At 61.9% G+C, this 24137-nt stretch carries 22 protein-coding genes; 13 read left to right on the top strand and 9 right to left on the bottom strand.

The annotated features are described in order from the left end of the window. The 3 genes from SGJ19_10100 to SGJ19_10090 form a co-directional block, all read left to right on the top strand. Nucleotides 1–304: DUF2971 domain-containing protein (locus tag SGJ19_10100; protein MDZ4780592.1), on the top strand; the 304-nt coding region annotated here is incomplete at its 5' end. A 313-nt stretch (nucleotides 305–617) separates the two neighbouring features. After that, on the top strand, nucleotides 618–1013 hold the full coding sequence (locus SGJ19_10095) for a BlaI/MecI/CopY family transcriptional regulator (protein ID MDZ4780591.1): 396 nt from the start codon (nucleotides 618–620) through the stop codon (nucleotides 1011–1013). Next, nucleotides 1010–3589, top strand: a complete 2580-nt coding sequence (locus SGJ19_10090; GenBank protein MDZ4780590.1) for a S41 family peptidase — start codon at nucleotides 1010–1012, stop codon at nucleotides 3587–3589. Before SGJ19_10095 ends, SGJ19_10090 begins: the two co-directional genes overlap by 4 nt. Nucleotides 3590–3673: 84 nt before the next feature. On the opposite strand, the gene SGJ19_10085 is transcribed toward SGJ19_10090, so the two are convergent. Next, nucleotides 3674–3889: a hypothetical protein gene (locus SGJ19_10085; GenBank protein ID MDZ4780589.1), complete on the bottom strand. Its 216-nt coding sequence runs from the start codon at nucleotides 3887–3889 to the stop codon at nucleotides 3674–3676. Nucleotides 3890–4186: 297 nt separating this feature from the next. Here SGJ19_10085 and SGJ19_10080 point away from each other — a divergent pair, with 297 nt between their 5' ends. The 3 genes from SGJ19_10080 to trpD all read left to right on the top strand — a co-directional run bounded on the left by SGJ19_10080 (nucleotide 4187) and on the right by trpD (nucleotide 6994). Then, on the top strand, nucleotides 4187–4987 hold the full coding sequence (locus SGJ19_10080; GenBank protein ID MDZ4780588.1) for an alpha/beta hydrolase-fold protein: 801 nt from the start codon (nucleotides 4187–4189) through the stop codon (nucleotides 4985–4987). Between the two features lie 195 nt (nucleotides 4988–5182). Next, the gene (locus SGJ19_10075) at nucleotides 5183–5944 is read left to right on the top strand and encodes an SDR family NAD(P)-dependent oxidoreductase (GenBank protein ID MDZ4780587.1); all 762 of its coding nucleotides are present in this window, start codon (nucleotides 5183–5185) and stop codon (nucleotides 5942–5944) included. Between the two features lie 39 nt (nucleotides 5945–5983). Beyond that, complete coding sequence (gene trpD / locus SGJ19_10070; GenBank protein ID MDZ4780586.1) at nucleotides 5984–6994, top strand: anthranilate phosphoribosyltransferase; 1011 nt, start codon at nucleotides 5984–5986, stop codon at nucleotides 6992–6994. 216 nt (nucleotides 6995–7210) lie between these two features. On the opposite strand, the gene SGJ19_10065 is transcribed toward trpD, so the two are convergent. The 4 genes from SGJ19_10065 to SGJ19_10050 form a co-directional block, all read right to left on the bottom strand. Beyond that, complete coding sequence (locus SGJ19_10065) at nucleotides 7211–8065, bottom strand: thiazole synthase (GenBank protein ID MDZ4780585.1); 855 nt, start codon at nucleotides 8063–8065, stop codon at nucleotides 7211–7213. Between the two features lie 82 nt (nucleotides 8066–8147). Further along, a complete protein-coding gene (gene thiS / locus SGJ19_10060; protein MDZ4780584.1) occupies nucleotides 8148–8348 on the bottom strand; it encodes a sulfur carrier protein ThiS in 201 nt (66 codons plus the stop codon). Nucleotides 8349–8379: 31 nt separating this feature from the next. Then, nucleotides 8380–8898, bottom strand: coding sequence for a hypothetical protein (locus SGJ19_10055; protein ID MDZ4780583.1), 519 nt, complete (start codon nucleotides 8896–8898; stop codon nucleotides 8380–8382). 255 nt (nucleotides 8899–9153) lie between these two features. Beyond that, the gene (locus tag SGJ19_10050) at nucleotides 9154–9768 is read right to left on the bottom strand and encodes a hypothetical protein (protein MDZ4780582.1); all 615 of its coding nucleotides are present in this window, start codon (nucleotides 9766–9768) and stop codon (nucleotides 9154–9156) included. Nucleotides 9769–9973: 205 nt separating this feature from the next. Here SGJ19_10050 and SGJ19_10045 point away from each other — a divergent pair, with 205 nt between their 5' ends. The 5 genes from SGJ19_10045 to SGJ19_10025 all read left to right on the top strand — a co-directional run bounded on the left by SGJ19_10045 (nucleotide 9974) and on the right by SGJ19_10025 (nucleotide 15423). Next, on the top strand, nucleotides 9974–10276 hold the full coding sequence (locus SGJ19_10045) for a hypothetical protein (protein ID MDZ4780581.1): 303 nt from the start codon (nucleotides 9974–9976) through the stop codon (nucleotides 10274–10276). Nucleotides 10277–10684: 408 nt separating this feature from the next. Continuing rightward, nucleotides 10685–11143, top strand: coding sequence for a tRNA adenosine(34) deaminase TadA (gene tadA, locus SGJ19_10040; protein MDZ4780580.1), 459 nt, complete (start codon nucleotides 10685–10687; stop codon nucleotides 11141–11143). A gap of 291 nt (nucleotides 11144–11434) precedes the next feature. Beyond that, complete coding sequence (locus SGJ19_10035) at nucleotides 11435–12811, top strand: hypothetical protein (GenBank protein MDZ4780579.1); 1377 nt, start codon at nucleotides 11435–11437, stop codon at nucleotides 12809–12811. Nucleotides 12812–12993: 182 nt separating this feature from the next. After that, the gene (locus SGJ19_10030; protein MDZ4780578.1) at nucleotides 12994–13935 is read left to right on the top strand and encodes an ion transporter; all 942 of its coding nucleotides are present in this window, start codon (nucleotides 12994–12996) and stop codon (nucleotides 13933–13935) included. 162 nt (nucleotides 13936–14097) lie between these two features. Further along, on the top strand, nucleotides 14098–15423 hold the full coding sequence (locus SGJ19_10025) for an alkaline phosphatase family protein (protein ID MDZ4780577.1): 1326 nt from the start codon (nucleotides 14098–14100) through the stop codon (nucleotides 15421–15423). An 18-nt stretch (nucleotides 15424–15441) separates the two neighbouring features. Here SGJ19_10025 and SGJ19_10020 read toward each other — a convergent pair whose 3' ends face one another. Continuing rightward, entirely contained in the window at nucleotides 15442–18270 is a 2829-nt protein-coding gene (locus tag SGJ19_10020; protein MDZ4780576.1) for a tetratricopeptide repeat protein, read from the bottom strand. A gap of 342 nt (nucleotides 18271–18612) precedes the next feature. Here SGJ19_10020 and SGJ19_10015 point away from each other — a divergent pair, with 342 nt between their 5' ends. Together SGJ19_10015 and SGJ19_10010 are read left to right on the top strand one after the other, a co-directional pair. After that, on the top strand, nucleotides 18613–19095 hold the full coding sequence (locus tag SGJ19_10015) for a DUF420 domain-containing protein (protein ID MDZ4780575.1): 483 nt from the start codon (nucleotides 18613–18615) through the stop codon (nucleotides 19093–19095). A gap of 392 nt (nucleotides 19096–19487) precedes the next feature. Further along, nucleotides 19488–19862: a hypothetical protein gene (locus tag SGJ19_10010; protein MDZ4780574.1), complete on the top strand. Its 375-nt coding sequence runs from the start codon at nucleotides 19488–19490 to the stop codon at nucleotides 19860–19862. Here the strand turns inward: SGJ19_10010 and SGJ19_10005 are convergent. The 3 genes from SGJ19_10005 to SGJ19_09995 form a co-directional block, all read right to left on the bottom strand. Beyond that, nucleotides 19824–20843 (bottom strand): hypothetical protein, encoded by a 1020-nt coding sequence (locus tag SGJ19_10005; GenBank protein ID MDZ4780573.1) that lies wholly within the window; start codon nucleotides 20841–20843, stop codon nucleotides 19824–19826. The genes SGJ19_10010 and SGJ19_10005 overlap by 39 nt on opposite strands. A gap of 319 nt (nucleotides 20844–21162) precedes the next feature. Next, nucleotides 21163–21846: a DedA family protein gene (locus SGJ19_10000; protein MDZ4780572.1), complete on the bottom strand. Its 684-nt coding sequence runs from the start codon at nucleotides 21844–21846 to the stop codon at nucleotides 21163–21165. Between the two features lie 308 nt (nucleotides 21847–22154). Next, complete coding sequence (locus tag SGJ19_09995) at nucleotides 22155–24029, bottom strand: ATP-binding protein (GenBank protein MDZ4780571.1); 1875 nt, start codon at nucleotides 24027–24029, stop codon at nucleotides 22155–22157. Nucleotides 24030–24137: the final 108 nt, after the last annotated feature.

Genomic DNA, 24137 nt, shown 5'->3' with positions numbered 1-24137 from the left:
CTTTTATTTTGATCCGGTTGACGAGTTTGCACCGCGCGCGTTTTTCTCAAAGTCGAAGGCTTGGGAGTATGAACAAGAATTCCGAATCCTGCTCGATAGAAGCGGTCCATTCAAGCTCGCCAAATCTGCAGTAAAGGAGATCATTCTTGGATGCCGGGCGTATCCGGAACTTCGCTCCTACGCGAACAATCATCTTGCCAACGGCGAGCCCCGCTTCTTTCAAATGATCGAAAATCCGATGGAGTACGGACTGAACAAGCAGCCGATTCAGCCCGACACATGGGCGATGACTTCCTTTTTTTGAATGCGACCATTCGTAGTTAGCGGAGCGCTTATTCGAAGCATGTCCGGAAGAGGCGATCTGACTCCCAGCCACAATCGACGGGTGACCTGCAATCGCCCCCACCAAAAATTTAACCACTTCGCTTGACACGCCCGTCGTCGCAGGTTAAGTTTTTGGCACATTCGCCCGCCGAACGCCTGGCGCGCCGCGGACTGTGCCGGCAACACCACGGGGCGTGGCGTCGCCTGGGCTGGCGGGGGAATGTGCTTTCTCCCTGGAAATCGCCGTTTGCCGGCGGTTTCCTGATCTTTTTCGGAGGCGCTCGACCAAGCCCATGTCCGTTCCGCACGAAGAACATTTGAGCCGCCGCGAGCGGCAAATCATGGATGTCGTCTACGCCCGCGGCGCCGCCTCGGCCGCCGAGGTGGCCCGGCTGTTGCCGGACCCGCCCAGCAAAACCGCGGTCCGCACGCTGCTCCGCATTCTGGAAGAGAAGGGGCATCTCACGCACGAACAGCAGGGCATCAAGTATGTGTATCGCCCTAGTCGTCCGCGCGGCGTGGCTGGCAAGAGTGCGCTGCGCCGGGTGCTCGATACGTTTTTCGAAGGCTCGATGGAGCACGCCCTGGCGGCCCATCTGACCGATGTTTCCAGCGATCTTAAACCAGACGAGCTGAAGCGTCTGGCGGCCCTCATCACCAAAACACGCAAATCGGGGAGTGAGTCATGAACGAATGGCTGACCGCGGAGAACGCGAGTTGGGCGCCGACGGCCTGGTGGCTGGCGGACCTGGCTTTGCGAGCGACGTTGATCTTTGCCGCCGCGATTGCGGCGACCGCCTGCCTGCGGAACGCCAGCGCGGCGACGCGGCATTTCGTCTGGCTGGCCGCCTTCGTTGGCGCCGGCATGTTGCCGATGATGTCGACGACGTTGCCCAATTGGCACGTCTCGCTTGGCAGCACCGCGCCGGCCGCCGCGCCGATGGAATTAGCGGACCTGGATCAAGACGCGCAAGTAAACACCGTCACGGCCGACGCTACGGCGAGCACTGCGCCGTGGAAAGAAACGCTGTTGGCGTCGCAACCTGCGGAAGCCGCGGCCCCGCCGATTGTGGCGCCGACGGTGACGCCAGTGAAACCGGCCCAGCCGTGGCCGTGGGCGACGATCGCCGTGTGCGCCTGGTTGGTTGGTGTCGTAGGAATGTTGCTGCCGCTGTTGGGTGGAGCGATCAGCCTGGCTCGACTGGGCCGCCGTGCGCGGAACGTCGAAGACGCGCGGTTGCTCGCGATCTTCGACGACGCGAAGGCCCGGCTCGACTGCCGTCGCGACGTGCGGTTGTTAGAAAGCGATGCGCGTCAGGTTCCGATGACCTGGGGCGTCTTTCGTCCGGCCGTGCTGTTGCCGGTTTCGGCCCGCTCCTGGAGCGTCGCGCAGTTGCGTATGGTCTTGTTGCATGAGTTAGCTCATGTCTCCCGCGCGGATTGCGCCACGCAATGGCTCGTGCAGATTTGCCGGGCGATGTACTGGTATCAACCACTCGCTTGGATCGCCTACAAGCAATTGCGACGCGAACAGGAACAGGCTTGCGACGATCGCGTGCTGGCCGATGGTTGCCAGGCCCCGGACTATGCCGAACATCTGGTCGCGGTGGCCGCTGGTCTCGCCCCGCAGCGCTGGGCTGCGGCCGTGGCATTGGCCATGGCGGACCAGTCGCGAATGGAACGTCGCGTGACGGCGATTCTCAACGATCAGGTGAATCGCCGGGCGCTATCGCAGCGCGGCGCGCTCGCCGGCATTGCCGTGGCGGCGATTGTCATCGTGCCGGTCGCCTCCTACACGGCCACGCCACAGCGGGCCGAGGCAGGTATGCGTAGCCAGGCCATGGCGCATGAAGTCGAGCGGATGGTCGTCCATCAGGCCGCCGCGCCAGCGGCCGACCAGGAAGGCGTCGCGAAAGACGCGCTCGCCGAACTACAAGCGCACGTCACCAAGCGCTACGTCACCGCACCGGATGAAGCGAGCCTCGTCCGCGGCGCGATGCGCGGCATGGTCGATGCACTGAACGATCCGCACTCCGAAGTCATGACGGCGGCCGAACTGGCTCAGCTCGAACGGCAGATCAAAGGCGCGCTCAGCGGCATCGGCGCGCAACTTGAAATGCGCGACGGTCGTCCCACGGTGGCGACGCCGCTCGAAAACTCTCCGGCGCTCAAGGCAGGCGTGCGTCCGGGCGACGTGATCGTCGAAATCGACGGGGCCGCGGCGGGCGATGATCTCCAACAGGTCGCGTCGCGCATCATGGGCCCCGCTGATTCGAAGGTGAAGCTGCTCGTCCAGCGTGGCGACGGTTCGAAGGCTACGGTGGAAATCGTCCGGGCCGCGTTCAAGTTGCCGACGGTGCAAGGCTATATCCGCGGCGACAATTACAAATGGGACTATCTGCTGGACGCCCAGCACAAGATTGGCTATCTCCGCATCACGCAGTTCGGCGCGGAAACCGCGGCCGAGGTGCGCGACGCGATGGCTGCCGCTCGCGAACCGCTCGCGGGTTTGATCCTCGATCTCCGCTATTGCCCCGGCGGCCTGATGGCGCAATCGATCGACGTCGTGCGACTCTTCGCCCCGACGGGCGAGATCGTCACGCTCCGTGGACGCGACGGCAGCGAACAAAAGATCGGCGAAGGGGATGCTCCCGCCGAGCCGACGCTGCCGCTCGTGGTGCTGGTGAATGAATACACTGCGTCGAGCGCCGAAATCGTTTCCGGGGCGCTGCAAGCCAATCATTGCGCGGTCGTGGTCGGTTCGCGTACGCATGGTAAAGCCTCCGTGCAGGAGTTGGTGCGATTGGAAGACGGCACCGGCATCCGCTTGACCACCGCGTTCTATCACTTGCCAGGCGGACGCAACATTCACAAGCGCCCCGGCGAAGCGACCTGGGGCGTCGACCCGGACGAAGGCTACTTCGTGCCGATGAGCACGGCGCAGAATGAACGTTTCCTGCAGGAGCTGAAAGGACGCGAACGATTGTCGCTGGCGACCGTCCCGGCCGAGGGAGGTTCGCTGCCTAGTCTCGACAACGCGGCGTTTCAACAGTTGGACCCGCAACTCGCGGCCGGTTGGCAGGCGATGATTCATCGCCTGGACAAAGGCCAATTCCAAGCCACGGGTCGCACGCTCGCGGAGATGCGTTCCTATGTCACGGAACGCGAATTGGCGTCACGTCGCGGGGAGCTCGTCACTAAGCTCGAAGAAGTCAGCCGCGAACTGCGCGAGTTGGACGCCTCGATCGGCGACGAACCGCGTTAATCAGGAGAAGTACCCAAAGCAACCTGTGGGAGGCGTCTCCGACGCCGATGGCGAAACCTTCGTCATCTGCGACGAGGCCGCCTCCTACAGCGTTTGGGCGCTGCCCGACATCGCATGCTGTTCGGCGGCGCCGTGTTCCAGGTCGTAGCGGGAGCGCCAATAGCCATATTGCGGATCGCCCTTGCGGAAGGAAAACACCGCGTCGGGGATCGAGTCGGCGAACTGTGGATTGGCCGGCGGCACTCGCACCAGCACAACGCCGTCGGGGTGCAGCTCAATGCGGCAAAAAAGGTCGTCCATGGCGCGATTCGGCGGGTCGAACGATTCGGGTGGGCGGCGAGTCGGCGTATCCAGGATATTCTCTGGCTTTCCTGGTTTAACGCCTGTAAATAGTATGGCTTTTACAAACTGGCTGGTCCAGGGCAAACAACCCGCGGTTTTCCGCAAATTCCGAACTCTATCAGGGGGTTCGCAGGGCTGCCGCATCAACTACTTCTGTAGCCGAGGTCTGTGACCTCGGCCGGGCAAAACGTGGATGTACCGCCCAGTACCTACCGCCCGCGGCCCTCTCTCGCCACCGGCCCCCGATCGTTTACGATGTCCCCGTTCAAGGAATCCGCACCCGAGTTCCGTAACGTGGAAAACCAGGCCTCCGAACTGCTTCCCGGCTGGAGCGTGGTCGACGTCGCTGGCCATCCCTGCGACATCTTCACGCCCGAACGCCCGCACACGAACAGCTATGTCGCCATGTACCTGCATGGCGTGCATCTGGGCCGGCTGGTCGATAATCCGGTCGCCACCCGCCTGCTCGCTGAGTATGGTTTGCCATGCATCGCGCCGCTGACGCAACGCAGTTGGTGGACCGACAAGATATGCGAAGAGTTCGATCCGACGCTGACGGCCGAGCGCTATGTGCTGGACCGCGTGCTGCCGTTCGCCGCCGAGCGCTGGAAAATCCTGCCGTCGCAATTGGCGCTCTTCGGCACGAGCATGGGCGGCCAGGGCGCTTTGCGATTCGCGTTCAAATACCCGAATCGCTTTCCGATCGTCGCCGCGCTCAGCCCCGCGATCGACTACTACACGCGCTACGACGAAGACGATGAGACGATTCCGCTGATGTATCCCGATCCCGAAGCGGCTCGACAGGATTCGGCGATTCTCCACGTTCATCCGCTAAATTGGCCGCGCAACACGTACTTTTGCTGCGACCCGGCGGACGCTCGCTGGTTCGACAGCTCGGACCGACTGCGGATGAAACTCTACTCGCTCGGCATTCCGTACGAATGCGACCTCGAAACCAGCGCCGGCGGCCACAGTTGGTCGTACTACAACCACATGCTGCCGAAGGCATTCGCCTTTATGCTCGCGCGCTTGGAACAGGAGCGGCTACGCGTTTGAGTGGAACGACACCAGCCGGTAGGGCCAGCGAGGGAAAACTATGGTTCACGCAGCTCGCCACCGTCACTCTCCGCACCCTCGGCCTCGGTCTGCTGCATGCCAAATTACTTTGCCGCCGTCCCGCAGGCATGGCGTCGTTCCTGGCATCCTCCCTGCTTGTCTGCTACTTTATTCGTTTCCTCCCGTTCTCCTCCCATGCTCCCTCCCATGGACCTCAACAACAAAGTTGCCCTCGTGACCGGCGCCACGATGGGGATCGGCGCCGCGATTGCCGTGGAATTGGCGAAGCGCGGCGCGCACATTTCCACGATGGCGCGGCAGCTCGAAGGGCCGGGCGACGAGTTGCGCGCGCGGATCAATATGTTGGACCGCGGCTGCCACTTGATGCAAGGCGATTTATCGCAGGCTGCATCGTGTACCCAGGCGGTGGAGGAAACGGTCGAGAAGCTTGGCCGTCTGGACGTGCTGATCCACAACGCGGGCGGGCCGGCCTTTGGGAAAATCGAAGACATCACGCCCAACGTCTGGCAGCACACGCTCGATTTGCATGTGACGGCCAATTATCACCTTTGCCGCGCCGCGCTGCCTCATCTGCGCGCCGCGGGCGGCGGCGTGATCATCACGGTCGCGTCCTCGGCCGCCATCCGCGGCATCCCAGGCGCGATTGCCTATGCCACGGCCAAGGGCGCGCTGCTGAACTTCACGCGTTGTTTGGCGCGCGATTTGGCAGACGACAACATCCGCGTGAATTGCATTGCGCCGGGCGTGATTCGTACGCGATTTCACCAAGACATGCCGGAAGACCGCAAGCAGCACAACCTGGATCACCGCATCCCGCTCCATCGCGAGGGCTCAGCAGAGCAAGTCGCCGAAGCGGTCGCGCTGCTCGTGACCAACGATTACATCACCGGCGAAACGTTGACGATCGACGGCGGGCTGACGATGCGGATTGCGTAAGTTCGTCGGCTTCACGATTCCTCCGACTACCTCCACTCCATGATCGAAATCACTCTCGGCCGTCTCGTGGCCGGCGAAGATCTCTCGTTTGACGAAATGACCGCCTGCCTGGGCGGCGTGATGCGCGGCGAATGGACCGAAGGGCAAATCGGCCTCTTGCTCACGGCGCTGGCGGACAAAGGAGAAACGGTCGACGAGATCGCGGGCGCGGCGTTGGCGCTGCGACGCAGTCTAACGCCGATCCGCAGTAGCCGCGCCGATCTGCTCGACACCTGCGGCACCGGCGGCGACGCGTCCGGCACTTTCAACATCAGCACCGCGACGGCGATTGTCGCCGCGGCTTCCGGCGTGCCGATCGCCAAGCATGGCAATCGCAGCATCACGAGCCGGACTGGTTCGGCGGATGTTCTGAAAGCGCTCGGCGTTAACATTGAAGCGTCTGTGCCGACGGTCGAGCGCTGCCTGGATGAGCTAGGCCTTTGCTTCTGCTTCGCCCCGCTCTTGCATCCAGCGATGCGCCACGTGGCGAACGTGCGCCGGCAACTCGGTCGACCGACGATTTTCAACGTGCTGGGACCGCTCACCAATCCTGCGTCCGCGCCCTACCAATTGCTGGGCGTCGGCAAAGCGGCACTCCACGAAAAGCTCGCCGCGGCGCTGGCGCGACTTGGCACGCGCCGCGCCGCAGTCGTCCATGGCGAAGATGGCTTGGACGAAGTCACGTTGTCCGGCAAGACGCAGGTGTTCGTTGTTGAAAATGAATCGCTGCATCCACTCGTCTGGCAGCCGGAAGATTTTGGACTGGCAACGATCGATCGTTCCGCGCTCCTCGTCTCCGGCCCGGAGGAAAGCGCTGCGATGATTCGCGGCATCCTCGCCGGCCAACCGGGCCCGCCGCGCGACATCGTCCTCGCCAACGCCGCCGCCGCGCTGTGGGTCGTCGGCAAAGTGACAGACGTCCGCGAGGGAGTGCGCATCGCGGCCGACGCAATCGATTCGAACAGAGCGGCAAAACTACTCGCTCAGCTTGCCGAATTCTCATCGGCATAGCGGCCACGACAGCGAATCTAACCGTAAAGCGTTGGGTGCCTGGGGCTGGGGCATTCTAAGAATGGCAACCAGGTCGAATCGGCTGGGGCATCGTAGCGATGCGTTGACAAGTCCAACGAAGCCCCAGAGATTGGGCCATGGCGACCGAGCAACTGGCGCCCCTGCCCCAGGCACTCGCCGATTCTGCTAACCCGAGAATCGATCTGAGATGGTTCCCTAAGCACGAGCTGGAGCAATCAAATCCGTCTCCGGACTGCTCGCCGTGGCGTACAGCTTCTTCGGAATCCGGCCGGAAAGAAACGCCAGGCGGCCGGCTTCGATGCCGGCCTTCATCGCGCGGGACATGCCGAGCGGATCCTTGGCGTGCGCGATGCCGGTATTGAGCAACACGCCATCAACGCCCAACTCCATGGCGATCGCCACGTCGCTCGCCGTGCCGACGCCGGCGTCGACAATCACCGGGTAGTCCGGGTCGCCTTCCTTCAAGTACTCCAAGCAGATGCGCAGGTTGTTGGGGTTGAGAATTCCCTGCCCAGAGCCGATCGGGCTGCCGGCCGGCATCACGCTCGTGGCGCCGGCCTGCTTGAGCCGCCGCGCCGTCATCGGGTCGTCGGTCGTATAGCACAAAACCTGAAACCCTTCGGCGACAAGTTTTTCCGTCGCCTGGAGCGTGGCGATCGGATCCGGCAGCAACGTCTTCGTGTCGCCAAGCACTTCAAGCTTCACCCAATCCGCGCCGGGGTTTTCCAGGCCGAGCAAGATCTCGCGCCCCAAGCGAGCAACGCGGATCGCATCTTCCGCCGTGAAGCAGCCGGCCGTGTTGGGAAGCAGGATGTAGCGCGACGTATCGATGTGATCGAGGATGTTGCGCCCTTGCGCATCGACCAATCGCTCGCGCCGCACCGCCACGGTGATGCAGTCGGTTCCGGACAGTTCCAACGCGCGGGCCATCAGCTCGTAGCTAGCGTACTTGCCAGTGCCGACAATCAGCCGGCTCTGCAACGTGTGTTTGCCTAGCCGCAGCGGATCGGTCGTGACGTGCGCGCGGTGTTGAGTAGTCGTAGCGGTCATCGGTGGGACGTTCTGCTGGGTGTCGACGTCAACTCTCCCTCGCTAGCGCTTCCGGCTGGCGTCATGAAATCCGCTTGCGAGATTATCCGCCGCCGACCAGTGTGACGATTTCCAGGCGATCGCCGGCAGCGAGTAGGCGCGCGGCGTGCTGCGTCCGGGGAACCAGTTCCAGGTTCACTTCGACGGCGACGAAGCGCGGTTCCATCGCTAGCTCTTGAATCAATGCGGCAAGCGTCGTGCCCGGTGGAACTTCGCGCGCTGCACCGTTGACGAAGACTTCCATCGTGGTGGCGGATGACTCGGTCAAGCGTGGCTTACTCCTCGCGGATCACTACGTTGCGCATCGGCTTGGCGTCGAGCTTCACCAACGATTGATTGTAGGGCTTCACGGACTGTGCCAGGTTACCGTTCCAAGGGAGCGCGTAGGCCGCCACAATGCCGCTGGTGCCTTCGGTCACATAAAGCAGCGAGTGGCTCGGTCGCAATTGGCCGGTGTTTTGTCGGAGGCGCGCGTAGCCGGTGATCATCCCGTACCGCGGCGTCTTGCCGGCGTCGGTGGCCAGATCCTGTGTGACGTTGTATTCGTAATAGCCGACGAACTCGCTCGTCCGCAAACTGATGGTGAGCGCCCGGAGGTCGCCCGTGAGAAAGTCGAGGAAGTAGATCGCTTCCAGATCATCGTCGACCGAGCCCGTGCAGATGGCAAAGGTTTCGTGCCGATCGGTGGCCACGGCGTAAGAAGGCGTATGCGGCAACATCGCCCCGATGCAGATGCCCAGCACCAACCCGATCCCCAACCACGCTCCGCGCCGTTGTTCCCATGCGTCCCACATGACGTCACGCTCCCTTTCGATTTCCGTGCCCGCTTGCCTGGTCCCAGTTCCCCGGCTCCCAACGCGCCGGCGATACGGGTGCATCGTAACGCGCCTTGGAAAGGCGTACCAGCCGGCGTTAGGCGCTCAATCCTGCACGTTGCCGATGCGTCACGGACGGAGGGGGAGTCGACGAGAGTACGATCGTCTGGCAACGGGCCGCGTCAACTCTCGCTCGCTGGCGCGTCGGGCGAGTTTCGGAAGATCTGATCGAAATCAGCGTGGTTTGGAAGCCGGCTGGGCGGCGCGGGCGTAGGACTTTTTCAGTTCCTGCTTGAGCGCTTCGACCGTGTAGATGCGGCCCGTCGCTTTCGTGAAGCCCTTGCCTTTCGGGGCGTGGGAGAGCTGTTTCTCCAGGTTGGCGCCCCCCTTGGTCGTGGTCATGTATTCGAGCAGCTTGTAACCATCCGGGCCTTTGACCAGGGCTTCCACATTCGCTTTTCCCTGCGGCATTTTCGCGAGTTGGTCGAGCTTGTCGAAACCGTCGGGATATTTGGTGAACTCCCGCATGAACTCTTGGCCCTGTTTCGTGCGCAATTGCTTGACGATGAAATCTTTGTCGGACGGCACGCGGGCCAACAGGGCGTCGCGGTCGGCCACTTTCCAGCCGAGCTTCTGCAACTCGGCGAACACCGGGCTCGTCTGGCTCTGCGTGATGATGTCCATTGGCTGCCGGGACTTGTCTTTCGCATAGTACCGGTCGATCGCCCGCGATACCTGCGGCCACGCCGGCAAGGGTTTCGCCCCCGGTTCGCCAGCGACGACCGCCGTTGGTCCGCAGACGAACAGGCAAAGTCCGGAGGCAAGGAACGAGCGTCGGGTGTGCGTCATGGCCGGGAGCCTCCTGAGAAACTTGCGCGACAGGCGCCGCTACTCAAACATCGTCCATTTTCGAGGCCCAGGATCGCGGCCCTCGGCCGGAATGAGGGGTGAGTCGCCGCATTGGAACCCGCTACAATCGAACCTGTCCGCCCGATCCGCACGGTCGCCCCGCATTTCAGCCGGCAGCCGCGACCCGCTCAGAAAGCGTTTACTTATGTCGATCCATGTCATCGCCGTCGGTCGCACGGATCTGGCGCCGCATCCGATGCCCGATCGCTTCCGGCACGACGTGAGTTACTTCATGGCGATCCCCGGCGAAAACGGCGTCCCAGTTTTTCCGGCCGGCGAATACTGGGTGCCTCGCGCCGATGCGGCACGCTACCTGGAAGAAGGCGTGCTAGTCCTGGTCTCGCCGCTTGATAGCTACCATCGCACCGAAGTGGAACTCACCGCCGAGCAGGAAGATTGGCTCGAATGGATGGTCCGCCACGGAGTGGAGCATATCCGGCTCGCGTAGTGCGCTGTCTTTGGCAAATGGCCCACACAAGCCCGTTGCGCCACAGGACTATGCGAGTGCTAGCAGTCGCGACGATCGCGGTTGTCAGTACACGAGCGGAAAGGAAAGGCGCCATTCGTGTCAGGAATTTTTTGGTTGATGGCGGCGTGGAGCGTTGCATTTCTATTTCGGATCGCGTCGTCCCTCTTACCTCATTTCCCGTTCAGGCAGTTGGAGGGGGCGGCCAGCGAATCCCCCGTGTTGCCGCGCCGGCGGCCGGGTTTGCCCGGATGTTGTTTTCAGGCCCAATCCTCCGCGTGCGAGCCATTGGTCGTCGAGACGTTGCGTAGGTAATAATGTGAGCAATCAACAAGTCGCCGTCGCGACGCTGTTGAAGTTTCGATACTCACCGGCCTTTGATCTTTCACCATGCACGATTTCTACATGCGGCGCGCTTTGCGCGAGGCGGAGCAGGCTTTGGCTGAGGACGAGGTGCCGGTCGGCGCGGTGATCGTGCATAGCGGGCAAGTGATTGCCAGCGCTCGCAACGCGCGGGAGCAACTGCGGGATCCCACGGCGCACGCCGAAATGGTCGCCATCACCCAGGCTGCGGCGGCGCTGGAAAGCTGGCGGCTGGATGACTGCATCCTCTACGTCACGCTCGAACCTTGCCCCATGTGCGCCGGGGCGATCCTCCAGGCGCGGATTCCGACCGTCGTGTTTGGGGCTCCGGACCCGAAGGCGGGCGCCGTGGAGTCCTTATACAAGTTGCTGAACGACGCCCGGCTGAATCACCGTTGCCAGGTTGTCCCAGGCGTGCTGGCAGGCGAATGCGGGGAGATTCTGACGCGATTTTTCGCGGAAAAGCGACGACAGGGTAAGAAATAGTTTTGCCCGAGCCGCCGGCTACGCGGTGATTGGCCCTTCCGGATGGCAAAACCCTCGCGATCCGTGGCGATTCGGCGCGTGCCGCCCGATAAGTAGATTTCGGGTGTCTTGACCGGCCATGCGGGTCGGCTAAGAATTGCGGTGCTCCCCGCCTTTGGCTGAGTTGCCTCCTGCCAAAGGGACCAACCCCTCCGGAATGGAACGCAGCCGACATCTACGTCGACGATTTCGCGAGACCTTGACATGCGTTCAGATGTGTTTCCACCCGCGATTGCCCAGGACGCATAACGTATGTCCGCGTTGCCTCGACTTGCCGTGGGCGCCGTTCAGCCTTTGGCTGATATCAACTTCCTGGTTTGGGCGCTGTTGGATTTCTTACGGGCGGAAGAGATCGAGGTTCAACATTTTCTTTCGCGGGCGTGTTTTTGTTCGCGTAAAGGCGCGCTCGGCACGCAAGGCTCCGGTTCTCGCCACTTGGATAGTTGGTTGATGGACCGCGACCGCTCCCGCGCGACGTTCTGGAACGGCGTGCAAGAAGCCGGCTTCGCGCTCGTGGAAGGGCGATTTCCCACGGCCTATACCGCGGCCGAGAAAGACGCCGAGGCCGCGATTACCGACGACTGCGGCGGCTGTCGTCCCGAGTCCGCGGGCGGACGTTTGGACACGCTCTGCGATTGGCTCGATCTGCCGCGCGTCGCGGTGTTCGATGTCTCGCTCGGCGACTGTTGTCATGGAGTGTTGCGTCGCGGCCAATACGACGCGGTCTTGCTGGATCAATTCAAAGACGATCGCGATTTCTTCACCTGGCAGACGAATCTTGAAGCGCTGCATGGCATTCCCGTCATCGGCGGCATGCCTGCCGCCTCGGAAACGCGGGCGAAGTTGAGCGCCTCGCGCGGCGCGCTGTCCGCAGCCTTCGCCCCGGGCGAACTTGCGCAGGAATTCGCGCTCCGCACGGATGTCAATCGATTGTTGACCTTGGCGTGCCGGCGCGATTACCCCTGGTGCGAACTGCCGCCGTTGGAGCATGATTCGCAACGGGCGCCGATCCGCATCGCCATGGCCTACGATGAGGCCTTCAATTGTTATTTCCCTGATTCGATCGACGCGCTGGAATCGCTGGGCGCAAAAGTGATTGATTTCTCGCCGCTGAAAGACGACGCGTTGCCGGATGACGTCGACGTCGTCTACTTCGGCTGCGGGCATCCGGAGCGCTTCGCCGAACGCCTGGTCGCGAATCAATGCATGATGCAGGCGCTCCGCAGCTTCGCCCGGCGCGGCGGACGTGTCTATGCCGAAGGGGGCGGCTTCGCCTACCTTTGCCAATCCATTCAAGTCGACGCCGATCATGACTACCCGATGGTCGGCATCTTCCCGGCCGTGGCGCGCTGCAACGCCGCGCCGCGCCCGCCGCGACCGGTCGAAGTGACGATGACCCGCACTTCGTGGCTCGGTTCGCCGGGCACAACATTGCGCGGCTATCGCAATGAGTGCTGGGAGTTTGTCCCCCAACGTCCGCAAGTTTCGCTCCTGGGCGAGCTAGGGCACGAGCAAGACATGTTCACCGCCTACCAGGCCATCGGCAGTCGCTTACATCTCCACTTCGCCGCACTGCCCGGATTTTTGCGGACTTTCCTGCATCCAAGCGCCGCACCGTCGGTTCGCTAGTCCGGTTCGCTGAGTCGTCGCACGACCAGCGCTGATGCGTTCTCGCCGCTCCCCCGCCCTCGAAGGGCCGTCGACCCCTTGCATTCAGGGTCTGAATGTGTTTTTTCTGAGGGGCCGTCCAGATCGGTGCGCCCGCGCCCGGCGTTGTTGTCATCGACCTTCCCTCCCGAATCGGTTCGTACATGCTCCCTTTCCTGCGCAAGCTGGCCGTATCCCGCGGGTTTTCGTACTTCGTGCTCGGCATCATCATCCTGGCGGGCGTCCTCGTCGGATTGGAGACATTGCCGGACTTCAAGCCGGACAGCCCTTACGGCCGGCTCGTCGACCTGCTGCAGCAAATCGTCCTCTGGCTGTTCGTGGCGGAAGCGGCGATCAAAATCATCGCGCGCTGGCCCCGCCCTTGGGAGTACTTCTACGATCCGTGGAACATCTTCGATTTCATCGTGATCGTGATCTGCTTCCTGCCGTTGCACGCCGGCTACGCCTCGGTGTTCCGGCTGGCTCGCATCTTGCGCGTGCTGCGACTCGTCAGCGCGGTGCCGAAATTGCAAATGCTCGTCGCGGCGCTGTTGAAAAGCCTGCCGTCGCTGGTTTATGTCGGCAGTTTGTTGATGTTGCACTTCTATTCGTACGCGGTGATGGGCACGTTTCTGTTCCGCGAGAACGACCCTGTCCATTTTCGCAATCTGCCGGCCTCAATGCTGACGCTGTTCGAGGTCGTCACGCTCGAAGGCTGGGTGAACACGATGTACACCCAGATGTACGGCTCGGACCACTATGGCTACAACGACGAAATGAAGGCCCTGGTCGACGCGGAGCGCACGTCGATCGCGCGGCCGTTAATCAGCCCGCTGTATTTCGTCTCGTTCATCATGCTTGGCACGATGATCATCTTGAACCTGTTCGTCGGCGTGATCGTCAACGGCATGGAAGAGGCCCAGGACGAGTTCCAGGCCGAACAGCGCGAGCGGCATCGTAAGAAACTCGGGCAAATAACCGTGGGCGACGAGCTCGGGTTGATACAGGCGCAACTGGACCAGGTGATGGAGCAACTCCAGTCGCTGCAACGCAGGTCCCGCGATACGCTCGCAGCGAGCTCCGATCCCATCAGCGAAACGGCCTGATCATCGTAATCTGACGACATAATCCATCAGAACCAAACGTCGGGTGCCACTGGCGGCTCGTCCGCCAGTGCCGAAGTTGGGCCTGCTTGTAACGTCGACTCCGCACTGGCGGACAAGCCGTCAGTGGCACCCCAAGTCAAACAATCTGCCAGTAGAATTCAAATGAACGACCGCGTGATCCTGCTTTCGGCGCCCGGATTGCGCGGCGGCGACCTCGCGCATATGCCGCGACTCCGGCAATTGACTTCCGCCGGCGATCAAGCTGCGCTCGTGCCCGGCTTTCCTTGCGTGACCTGTCCCGTGCAGGCCAATATGACGACCGGATATCCGCCGTCGGAGCATGGCGTCGTGGCCAATGGTTTCTTCTGGCGCGACAAGGGCGAAGTCGAGATGTGGACCGCCTGGAACGATTGCATCCAGCGACCACAGATCTGGGACATCCTCCGCGAACACGACAACTCACTGACGTCGGCCGTCTGTTTTCCGTTGCACAGCAAAGGATGTGGCGCGGAATCCGTTTGCACGCCCGCGCCGGTCCACAATCCAGACGGTTCGGAATCGCTGTGGTGTTTCACAAAGCCGACCGAACTGTACGGCACGCTGCGCGACGCACTCGGGCATTTTCCATTGCAGCATTTCTGGGGACCGATCGCGAATATTCGCTCGACGGCCTGGATCGTGGATTCCGCCGTGCTGGCTGCGCAGGCGTATCATCCGCGATTTCAATACATCTACTTGCCGCATCTCGATTACGCGGCGCAGAAGTTTGGGCCGGATAGCCCACAGGCCACGACGGCGCTCGCGGAATTGGATGAAACGCTGGGCAGGTTGATCGACGGCCAGCGCGCCGCGTTCGGCAACGAAGAACCGCTATGGTTGATCGCCGGCGAGTATCCGATCGTGCCGGTCAGCCACGTCACGTATCCGAATCGCATTTTGCGCCAGGCCGGGTTACTTGAAATCCGCGCGCTGGCCGACGGCGAACACCTGGATCCCGTGACGAGCCCCGCGTTCGCACTCGTGGATCATCAGTTCTCGCACATCTTCGTGCGCGATCGCGATCAGACGGTGATCAATCGGGTCGTCGATCTCTTCCGCGGACACGACGGCATTGAGGAAGTGCTCACCGGCGCCGAACTCAGCAAGTATGATCTCGTCAACGAACGCTCGGGCGACGTGGTGCTGATCTCGCGCGCAGATAGTTGGCAAGCGTACTACTGGTGGCTCGACGACGCCCAAGCGCCCGCGTTCGCACGAACCGTCGACATCCACCGCAAACCAGGTTACGACCCGGTGGAACTATTCTTCGACCCCGTGGCGCGCGGCATTCCGCTCGATGCAACCCTGGTCCGCGGTTCGCACGGCGCGCCGCCGCACGATGCGCGGCAACGCACCGTGCTCCTCTCATCGCAGCGCGGCGTACTGCCAAGCCATACCTTGGCGGACGTCGACGTCTGCGATCTGGTGCTGCGGCAGTTTGGGGTTTAGACGGGCCATCCAGATCGACTATGGAGTTGGCGATTCAGTCGTCTGGCGTTCCCGCTCCGCTTGCCTCAGCGTCTTGTTCAATCTGAACGTTTCGAGATTCCGCTCGTGCTGCTTTTTCCAGTCGCCGCGAGCAATTTCCAGGGCCTTGGTTTCCCACTCGACGGCCTTGGCGAAATCGCCGGCTTCGGCGTGGCAGGCTGCGAGCGAGGACAGGCACTCGTGATCCTTCCAATCCGTCAGTTCGCAAGCTCGCGTCGCATCCTGAACGGCGCGTTCGATGTTACGGACCATTGCGTCCTCGCATTCGCTGAGCAATGTGGCCCGCGCTAGATAGGACTGATGGGCGTCCGGTAGGACTTCTACCGCCCGGTCGTACTCTGTTAACGCCGCGGCATACTCCGCACGGGCTCTGTGAACGTCGCCGCGAACCTCGTAACCCAATTGGACGCTTGGATCTAGCTTAATCGCGGCTTCGGCGGCGCTCGCTGCCGCGTCATAGTCGCCAAGTCCCACCAGTGCTTTACCTTTGAATGCCAACCCCCAGGGCTCTTCGACTGCATCTCCTAAGTGATGCTCCAGGTCAGCCAGCGCCTGAGAAAAGTTACGCAACCTGACCTGAACCAACGCGCGGGCGTAGTAGACAGCGCCGGCGTCCGGACTGAGCGTCAACGCATGTTCGAAATCCTTCATTGCGCCCGCGATGTCGCCTCGAACACTTTGCACCATCCCCCGGAGCAGCCAGACGGAGTCAAAATTTTCGTCGAGCCGAATAGCCTCATTGAGATCAGCCAACGCCTTGTCCACGTCCACGTTCATGTTATACGCCTGCGCCCGAAATAGCAGGGCTTCGGGGCTGTCAGGCCGGCGGCGGACGTCTTCGTCCAAATCTGCGAGCGCTTTCGTCAGATCCTTTTTCTCCATCCAGATCGTGCCGCGGGTCACGCGAGCGTAATGAAAATCCGGATTGATTTGCAGCACCTGATCCAATTCGGCAAGACAACGATCGAGGTCATTCTGGTGGTGATATACAGTGGCGCGTTGAAACCTAGCCACAACAAACTGGGGATCGATCTCCAGAGCCTTGTCGAGATCCTCTAGGCTCTTGTCGAAGTCTCCGAGATTGCCCCAAACGCAGCCGCGTAGGAAATGAGCGCCTGCGTCGCGCGTCGTTTCGCTTTCGACGCTCTTGCTGATGAAGGTGCGACCTTTCATTGGGTAGGCATGTTCTCCGAGCCACACGTCGTCCAAGGCGACGGCCTGCTTGAATGACTCGAGGGATTGCGTCTGGTCTCCGAGCGCCAGTTGGGCTTGGCCGAGGCACCAGTAAACGTTCGACAAACTCTCGTCTTCCAGCGCCGTCGGGCGCGACACGATGACTTCCAGCCGTGCCTTGGCCTCAGCATGTTTTCCAGCCTGGACCTCTTCTACGGACAGCTGCAGTTCGTAACTGTCGATATAGTAGCCGTAATAATCGGCATCCACGTCACCTTCCGGAGGCATTGTGTCAATAGCTGGAAACCGATCCCTCCAAAGTTCTGGATTGGACTTGGTAAAGCCGGCTTCTTTCGACCAAGGCAAGAAAACATCGGCATAGAACGCGGCCTGCAATTGCCCTGCGCGGTCTTCGATTTCACTCATGGCGATAACATAGTTGTGCCTTTCCAGTTTGTCCGACGAGACAACTTTGTCGACAGCGGCGAACTCGTCAGCAAACGTCATGTTGTGTAATTCAAAGACGAGGCAGGCCCAACACTGTTCAAACGCGGTGTCCTCTCTGTCGCCGCGAATCTCGGGATCGTCGGCGATCTGAATGAAACCCGCGTGATCGTCGGTAGGAATTCGGTGTACAGCCGGCGCATGGCGCAGGGGCCGCGGATTCCAGTACACTGGTTCGCCGACTTCGTCGCCAGCAAGCTTGCGAACAGCCCAGGTCCAAAGTCGGTCTCCCGGCCTTGCGAACTCGGCCATTTCGGGCCGGTCGCGCACGATGGCGCGGAGTTGCTCCTCGCCGTGCCGCAAGTCGTCATCCGAGAGAGCCGCGTTGCGGAATTGGCGGAAGTGGTAATGCTTACCGACATGATTCGGCGTGAGCGCGATCGCGACGAGCCAATCCGCGTTGCCTGCGTCGAGATCGCCCGCGCGAATGTTCAGCGATGCACGGGCCCAGTAGTGCGCCGGGTTCTCCGGATCGAGCTCGATCGCCTTCCCGAAGTCGGCCTTCGCCTCGTCGACCTTATTCAGGCTGTCGTAAACATAGCCGCGCTGTGCGAAGTAGTTGGCGTAATTCGATTGCAATTGGATCGCAGCATCGAAGTCGCGCAGGGCGGCATCGTCGTCGTCGAACTGGTGATGCGCTTGCCCCAGTTCGAAATAGTCAAGCGGAGCCCCGGACATCTCTACGAGCTTCGTGTAATCCGCGATTGCCTTGTCGTACTCCTCCTGAAATGCAAACGACCGCGCTCGGGCGCGCAGTGCGAGCTCGCAGCGCGGGTCGATTTCGAGGGCGCGGTCGTAAAGCTTTCGGGCGGCTGGATGGTCGCTACTTGTGGCAAGCTCGGCATCCCCTTTGGCCGCCCAGGCGTCGGCGCAATTCGGGTCGATCGCCAACGCGGCGTTGAGATCGGCTTGGCACTGCTCCATTCGGACGGCTTGCAAGTGAGCGTAGGCGCGCCAGACCAAAGCCGCCGTGTTCCTGGGCTCGTCGGCCAGTACGCGATCACAAGTCGCAATGATGCCGTCGATGTCGCCTTGGCTCCAGAGCCGCTCAATGGCGACATCCCAGGCCGGCGGTTGAGCAGGATGTTCGCTCTTTTTGACTTCGGCGGGCGCGGGCTGCGGGACGACCACTGGCGGAGCCGCCCGGCCACAGCCGATCGCACCTAGCCCCGCTAGCAAAGCTACTGTGAACCGAAAGGCCGAGAATCGATTGTGATGTACGTAGCGCATCGACGGGTCTCGCCGCGGGAATGTCAGCCTGTGCGGGCTAGGTTTGAAATCGACTACGCTAGATCCTCAGTCTTGGTTCGATCAATTCTAAATGGCGCCGCGATGGAATGCACCGTTTTGCCGACTCATGTCTAGCTTTTCGTCGCCCGCGCCTGGGCATTCGCCGTTGTGGGGCGGCGTTTGGCCTTCTAGAATCCCGGCAGCCATGGCGATGAATCATTTCCGCTTCAGCGAGATACCCCGATGATTGATGGTTTCCTGGGGACGCGGGCGAGTTTTATGCTCGACTTTGTGTTCCTGGCGATGTTTTTGGTGTTGCCGGTGATGGCCTTCAGCATTGGGCTGGTCAAGCGCGGGCATTATCTGTGGCACAAGCGCGTGCAGGTGGTGTTGGGACTGGTGCTGCTGGTGGCGGTGACGGCTTTCGAGGTGGATATTCGCTGGTCGGAGTACCAGGGGATTCCGTGGTCGCAACGGGCGTTTCCGGCGCCGGAGGCGGCGCGGGCGATTGTCTATCAGGTGCTGTACGTGCACTTGTTCTTTGCCGTGTCGACTTCGCTGCTCTGGGTGTATGTGATCGTGCAGGCGTTGCGGAAGTTCGACTCCATCCCCACGCCGAATGCGTACAGCCCGAAGCACAAATTCCTGGCGTGGCTGGCGGCTGCCGATATGACGCTGACGGCGTGTACCGGCTGGGTGTTTTACTATCTGGCGTTTGTGGCCTGAGGTCGCTAACTCGGGGCCCGGTGGCACGGTCGGGAGACCGGCCACAACTGCGCCTTTTTGTTGGTATCCAGAGGGACCACGAAAAACACGAAAGGCACGAACGTCTTGTCGAGAATTGGTTCGCGACACAAAGGCCAACGCAACGTAGCTCGACAGTTGGCATAGGAGTGATGCCCGTAGTCCTCCCTAGCAATTCGACTTTTCGTGCCTTTCGTGGTTCCATCTGAGATGCGCACAGCAACGACGGCAATCTCCCCGGGACCGCGTTTTGCGGCTGATGCCGCTGGCCGGCACAATGCACTTAAGCCCTACGATCCGTAGCGCGGCTGGCACGCGTTGCGACGGTCCCGCGAGCTATATTTCATGTGGTCGAATCAAGGAGTCGCCTCCGCATGGAAATCAAAGGAATCGACGGGCTGACGCTGGACGATCTCCATCGGGAGATTGCACAGGGGGGCCGCTTCGTCTTTTATAAGTACTGCGTGTCGGCCCTCGTGTTGACGTTTCAGAAGCCCAGCCCGATCTACTTTGTGCGCGGCGATGAGAGCGCCGTCATCAAGGGGCTCGGATTTTCGGCGCTGACGGCGCTGCTGGGCTGGTGGGGGATTCCCTGGGGCCCGATCTATTCCGTCGGCGCGCTGTGGACCAATCTTCGCGGCGGCCACGACGTGACGAATGAAGTGCTGTGCGATCTTGCGCATCAGCCGGGCACGGAGCGTCCGCGCACGTCAGTTACGGTCGAAAGCACGAGCGACACGCGCTTGTAGTTCGACGAGCTGACTCGCGCGTACATCTTCGGCGGCGTCGGCGTCGAAGGTGATCGGGGAATCGAGCAGGCGTTCCAATTGGCTCGCGGCGGTGCGCCGTTTCTCCGCATCCGGGCGGACTAAGAAGACGAGCCACACTCGCGGATCGTCGGCCAACCATTCGGCCGTGGAATCGACGGTGTCGGCGCCTTCGTCCAGTTCGAATTCCGCCATGATCCGGCGCAGTCGATAACGCTGCTCCGCATCGAGCTGCTTTGTATCCAGACGACGCAGGAAGGGCGCCAAAGCGGTACCCGCAGAACGCAGTTGGCGATCGGCGGCCTCGCGCACGGCGAAGCGATCGTCCTTCAATTCCGATAACCAGACGCGCCACAGCGTCGCGTCGTGGGCCTGGCCAGCGTCGGCAAGTAAGAACAACTTGGATTCCAAGGCCTGCGTGAACTTCGTCCACGGCAGCGACATGCCAAGCAGTTCGCACAGCGGGGCCAAGTGGCGCTGGCAGATCTCCGGATCGTGCAGCCAGAGATGCCAGACGGTGTCGCCGTGGAGTTGCTGGGTGACATCTCCGGTGCGAACTTCGAACGACAGCGTCTGCCCTGGCCGTTGTTCGAAGCGCACAACTTCATCCGCTTCGCCGTTGGTCAGATGTTCGTGCAGGATCGTCAGTTCATGTTCCAGGGCGTCGATTGCCAGGCGCCGTTCGGCGGAGCTGAGCTTGTAGTGCATGGCCGTGCCGCGCTCGCTTTGCTCGAAGCGCAGCGATTCACTCGCGCCCGACTTGCGCGAGATGTTGTTGCCCCAGCGCGTGAGGCGGTTCAAACGGCACACGATGCGTCCCTGCTGAACCTCCGGGTTGGCCAGCGCCATCTGCGCGCGGAACACGGGCTGCACGCCGGGCGGTTGCGCAACGGCAACCTGCGCCGCTGGCCCGAGGGCCACGAGCGCGAACAGGAATCGAAATCTATGTCCGCGGGGATTCATCGTTGCAATCAATAACCAGGGCGCTGCGAACTCGTTGTATTACACAGCTCGGATGGAACCACGAAAGGCACGAAAATCACGAAAGTTTGAGTTGCCTGGGAATGCTACGGCGGTCCATGTTTTGCCAACCGTCGGGAGTACGCCCGCTTAGGTCTTGCTTCGCAATCTGATTCTGCACAAGAAGTTCGTGCTTTTCGTGCCTTTCGTGGTTGCCATCCGCGGCATGAAAAAATACGTGTAAAGCAAAGGCGCGGCGATGGCCAATGGACGCAGTATAACCGCCGGGGAGACGCGCCGCGAACCTGGGCGATGGATGGCGTTACGCCACGCTTTTGGTTTGTTCTTTGGCGGCGTTCGGCAGCTCGCCGCCAGCGGCGCCGTCGCGTAGCGCGTCCGCGCGCGCACGGCGGCGACGGACATAGAAATAAAGCCCGACCACGGCGATGACGGCCAGCAGCGATCCGCTGAGCGCGTATTCGGCCTGCCGGATGGCCTGGAGCCACTCGCGAATCTTGTATGCGAAGATGTAGCCGAGGGAAAAGAAGAACGAGATCACCACGGTCGCGCAGAACAAGTCGATCAGGATGAACCGTCGAAATGGCACGCGCAGGATGCCGGCCGCGAGGAAAACGGGCGACCGCAAGCCGACGAGAAAGCGGGCCAGGAAGAAGACCTTCAGCCCATGCCGTTTGATGTGCTCCTCGATGAGGGCTTCGCGCTCGGGCGTCAGAAACGGGGCGAACCAATGGCGTTCTCGCAGCAGCGAGCGGCCGAAATAGCGGCCGAGGCCGTACATAACACAGTCGCCCGCCAATGCACCGACCAAGCAGGCCGCGAAGGCCAGGCCGACATGGAGCGTCCCGTGCCCGCTGAGGACTCCCGCCGCGATCACGGGGATTTCTTCGGGGATCGGGAGGCCGGCGCCCGTCAGCACCAAAATCAGTACGATGCCGCCGTAGGCGGACGTACCTTGGCTGAAAAACTCGAGCACGTAATCGTACATCTTCGGCCGTTAGCGAGCTCGGGTGGGCGTTCGGCTGGCACGCTGGGAATCTGGCAATATACGCAATCAGCGCAAAGTCGGCGACCCCGCGCTGGGAGGCTCTCCGTCAACGTCGTAACGGGCCATTGTACGCCCCGGACCAGCCTGGAACCAATTGCGATGCTCGCCCGCGTGGCTGGTTTTTAATTCTGACACACCTTCCTGGGCGACGCCGGCATTTCGACGTAGTGACGCGAGATTCGCCGGACGCGCCGAGGGGCGACGTGAGGTTGAGCGCGATTGGGTAAGACGTACGTTCGCGCGAACGCCTAGCGCGTGTGCAAGTGAAGCTGACGCACGATCTCAGGCACGCTCAGCAAGAGCGCCAGTCGACCGCCGCCCAGTTGGGCGACGCCGGCGAGTCGGGAGCTGCACGGGAGGACGTCCTGGACATTGTTGACCACGACCTGGCGGTGGCCGAGCACGCGGTCGACGATCAGGCAGAGCTTGCCGAACTTGCAGCCGACCAGCACGACACTGAGGATGTCGTTCGGTTGCATCTCGGCTTTGGGGAGTTCCAGGACGTCGGAGAGATGCACCGCGCCGTAGGTATTGCCGCGAATCCGCGCGGCCAGCGAGCCTTGCACGTCGGTGAGTTCGGAACGCTTCAGGAAGGTAATTTCCAGCAAGTGCTCGAACGGGAGCACGAACTTTTCGCCGGACGTTTCGGTCAACAGCCCGTCGACGACCAGGACGCCGCTACGAATCGGGATGGTGATTGTGAACGTCGTGCCGACGTTCACCTTCGACTCGACATGCACGTCGCCATTGTGCTCGCGAACCGTGGTGCGAACGACGTCCATGCCGACGCCGCGCCCCGAGATGTCCGAGAGTTTTTCCGCGGTCGAGAAGCCCGCGGCGAAGATCAACTCGGTCGCTTCCTGATCGCTCAGCGCGCGGGCCTGAACCTCGGTGAGCATTCCTTTCTCGACCGCTTTACGGCGCATTCGCTCCGGATCCACACCGCGGCCGTCGTCGCGCACGGTTAGGCGCACGTGCGTGCGTGTCTGTTCGGCGTGCAACCAGAGGTTGCCTACTTCGCCGACGCCGCGCTTAACGCGGTCGGCCGGGCCTTCGATGCCGTGATCCACCACGTTGCGAATCATGTGCGTCAGCGGGGAATCGAGCTCTTCGACCAGGTTCTTGTCGATCTCGACTTCTTCGCCGCTGACGTGCACGTCGATTTGCTTGCCGAGCTGGTCGGCCAGGCCGCGCGCCATGCGCGGAAACTTGGCGAACAAGCCGGCCACCGACACGCGGCGTAGGGACACGAGCCGTTGTTGCAGATTGGTCGTTTGCGAAGCGAAGGCGCGGTTGATCTGGCGCATTTCTTCGACGAGCGAAGTCATCTGCCGGCTCTCGCGCATCCGCGAGTGCAGATCCTTGAGCATTTCGCCAGTGATGAACAAGCCGGACACATGATCGAGAAATTCGTCGAGCCGCTCTTCCTTGACGCGCACCAACCGGCCGCGCGATTGTGCGCCTCCCGCTTCGGCCGCTGTGGGCCGCGCGGCCTCCGCATTCGTTGACGGTTCGTCAGCGGTTTGGTTCGCCGCGGGCCGTGCCGATGACGCAGGCGCCGCTTCGCTTGGCGTTTCGACGCCCTGCAGGCGCGCCGCGACCGCGGCTTTGCGCAGTCGCTCGACCCAGAGAGATAGCTCGGGCGCTCCCGACATTTCGTCGGCGAGCGCGAGGATCGACGCGAGCAGCGATTCTTCGGACGTCGGATGAGGTACGATCGCCCCCGCGCTCAACGTCGCGACACGCTCCAGCAATTCATGTTCGCGATCGCCCAACTCCTCGGCCACTTCGCCAGCCAGCGCCGCGTTGAGCATCTCGCTGAGCAAGTCGAACCCCAGCACGAGCGCGCGTAGGAGATCGCTGGTCAATTCGAGCCGTTGCTGGCGGATCTCGTCCAGCGTGTTTTCTAACGCGTGGGAGAACGTCTTGATGGCCAACAGATTGAGAAAGCCGGCGCAACCCTTGATGGAATGCACCGAACGAAACACCGCGTTGATGGCATCCGCATCGGCTGGGTTCGCGCGGTGCGTCTCCAGTCGCACAGCGAGGTCCGTCATCGATGACAGGGCCTCGTCGACGAAATCGGCGATCAACTCGCGATTTTCTTCCGCACTCGCGTCCACGATTGACAAGTTGCACCTACAAGTATCATCTGGGGGCCATCTCGGGAACCTTATGCCCGCGCTTGCAGCGCGGACACAAGCGGCGCAACTAGTGCGCAATCAACTTTT

This window comes from Planctomycetia bacterium, assembly GCA_034440135.1.
Taxonomy (GTDB): domain Bacteria; phylum Planctomycetota; class Planctomycetia; order Pirellulales; family JALHLM01; genus JALHLM01.
Note: the sequence above shows the minus strand (reverse complement) of the source record. Positions and strands in the feature narration are given on the sequence as shown.

Bases quoted from the DNA above. Each gene is read 5' to 3' on its own strand.
- tadA (MDZ4780580.1), top strand. From the start codon at position 10,685: ATGCACGATTTCTACATGCGGCGCGCTTTGCGCGAGGCGGAGCAGGCT.
- SGJ19_10015 (MDZ4780575.1), top strand. From the start codon at position 18,613: ATGATTGATGGTTTCCTGGGGACGCGGGCGAGTTTTATGCTCGACTTT.
- SGJ19_10065 (MDZ4780585.1), bottom strand. From the start codon at position 8,065: ATGACCGCTACGACTACTCAACACCGCGCGCACGTCACGACCGATCCG.
- SGJ19_10095 (MDZ4780591.1), top strand. From the start codon at position 618: ATGTCCGTTCCGCACGAAGAACATTTGAGCCGCCGCGAGCGGCAAATC.
- thiS (MDZ4780584.1), bottom strand. From the start codon at position 8,348: ATGGAAGTCTTCGTCAACGGTGCAGCGCGCGAAGTTCCACCGGGCACG.
- SGJ19_10090 (MDZ4780590.1), top strand. From the start codon at position 1,010: ATGAACGAATGGCTGACCGCGGAGAACGCGAGTTGGGCGCCGACGGCC.
- SGJ19_10085 (MDZ4780589.1), bottom strand. From the start codon at position 3,889: ATGGACGACCTTTTTTGCCGCATTGAGCTGCACCCCGACGGCGTTGTG.
- SGJ19_10055 (MDZ4780583.1), bottom strand. From the start codon at position 8,898: ATGTGGGACGCATGGGAACAACGGCGCGGAGCGTGGTTGGGGATCGGG.
- trpD (MDZ4780586.1), top strand. From the start codon at position 5,984: ATGATCGAAATCACTCTCGGCCGTCTCGTGGCCGGCGAAGATCTCTCG.
- SGJ19_10045 (MDZ4780581.1), top strand. From the start codon at position 9,974: ATGTCGATCCATGTCATCGCCGTCGGTCGCACGGATCTGGCGCCGCAT.
- SGJ19_10050 (MDZ4780582.1), bottom strand. From the start codon at position 9,768: ATGACGCACACCCGACGCTCGTTCCTTGCCTCCGGACTTTGCCTGTTC.
- SGJ19_10035 (MDZ4780579.1), top strand. From the start codon at position 11,435: ATGTCCGCGTTGCCTCGACTTGCCGTGGGCGCCGTTCAGCCTTTGGCT.
- SGJ19_10025 (MDZ4780577.1), top strand. From the start codon at position 14,098: ATGAACGACCGCGTGATCCTGCTTTCGGCGCCCGGATTGCGCGGCGGC.
- SGJ19_10000 (MDZ4780572.1), bottom strand. From the start codon at position 21,846: ATGTACGATTACGTGCTCGAGTTTTTCAGCCAAGGTACGTCCGCCTAC.
- SGJ19_10080 (MDZ4780588.1), top strand. From the start codon at position 4,187: ATGTCCCCGTTCAAGGAATCCGCACCCGAGTTCCGTAACGTGGAAAAC.
- SGJ19_10010 (MDZ4780574.1), top strand. From the start codon at position 19,488: ATGGAAATCAAAGGAATCGACGGGCTGACGCTGGACGATCTCCATCGG.
- SGJ19_10030 (MDZ4780578.1), top strand. From the start codon at position 12,994: ATGCTCCCTTTCCTGCGCAAGCTGGCCGTATCCCGCGGGTTTTCGTAC.
- SGJ19_10005 (MDZ4780573.1), bottom strand. From the start codon at position 20,843: ATGAATCCCCGCGGACATAGATTTCGATTCCTGTTCGCGCTCGTGGCC.
- SGJ19_10075 (MDZ4780587.1), top strand. From the start codon at position 5,183: ATGCTCCCTCCCATGGACCTCAACAACAAAGTTGCCCTCGTGACCGGC.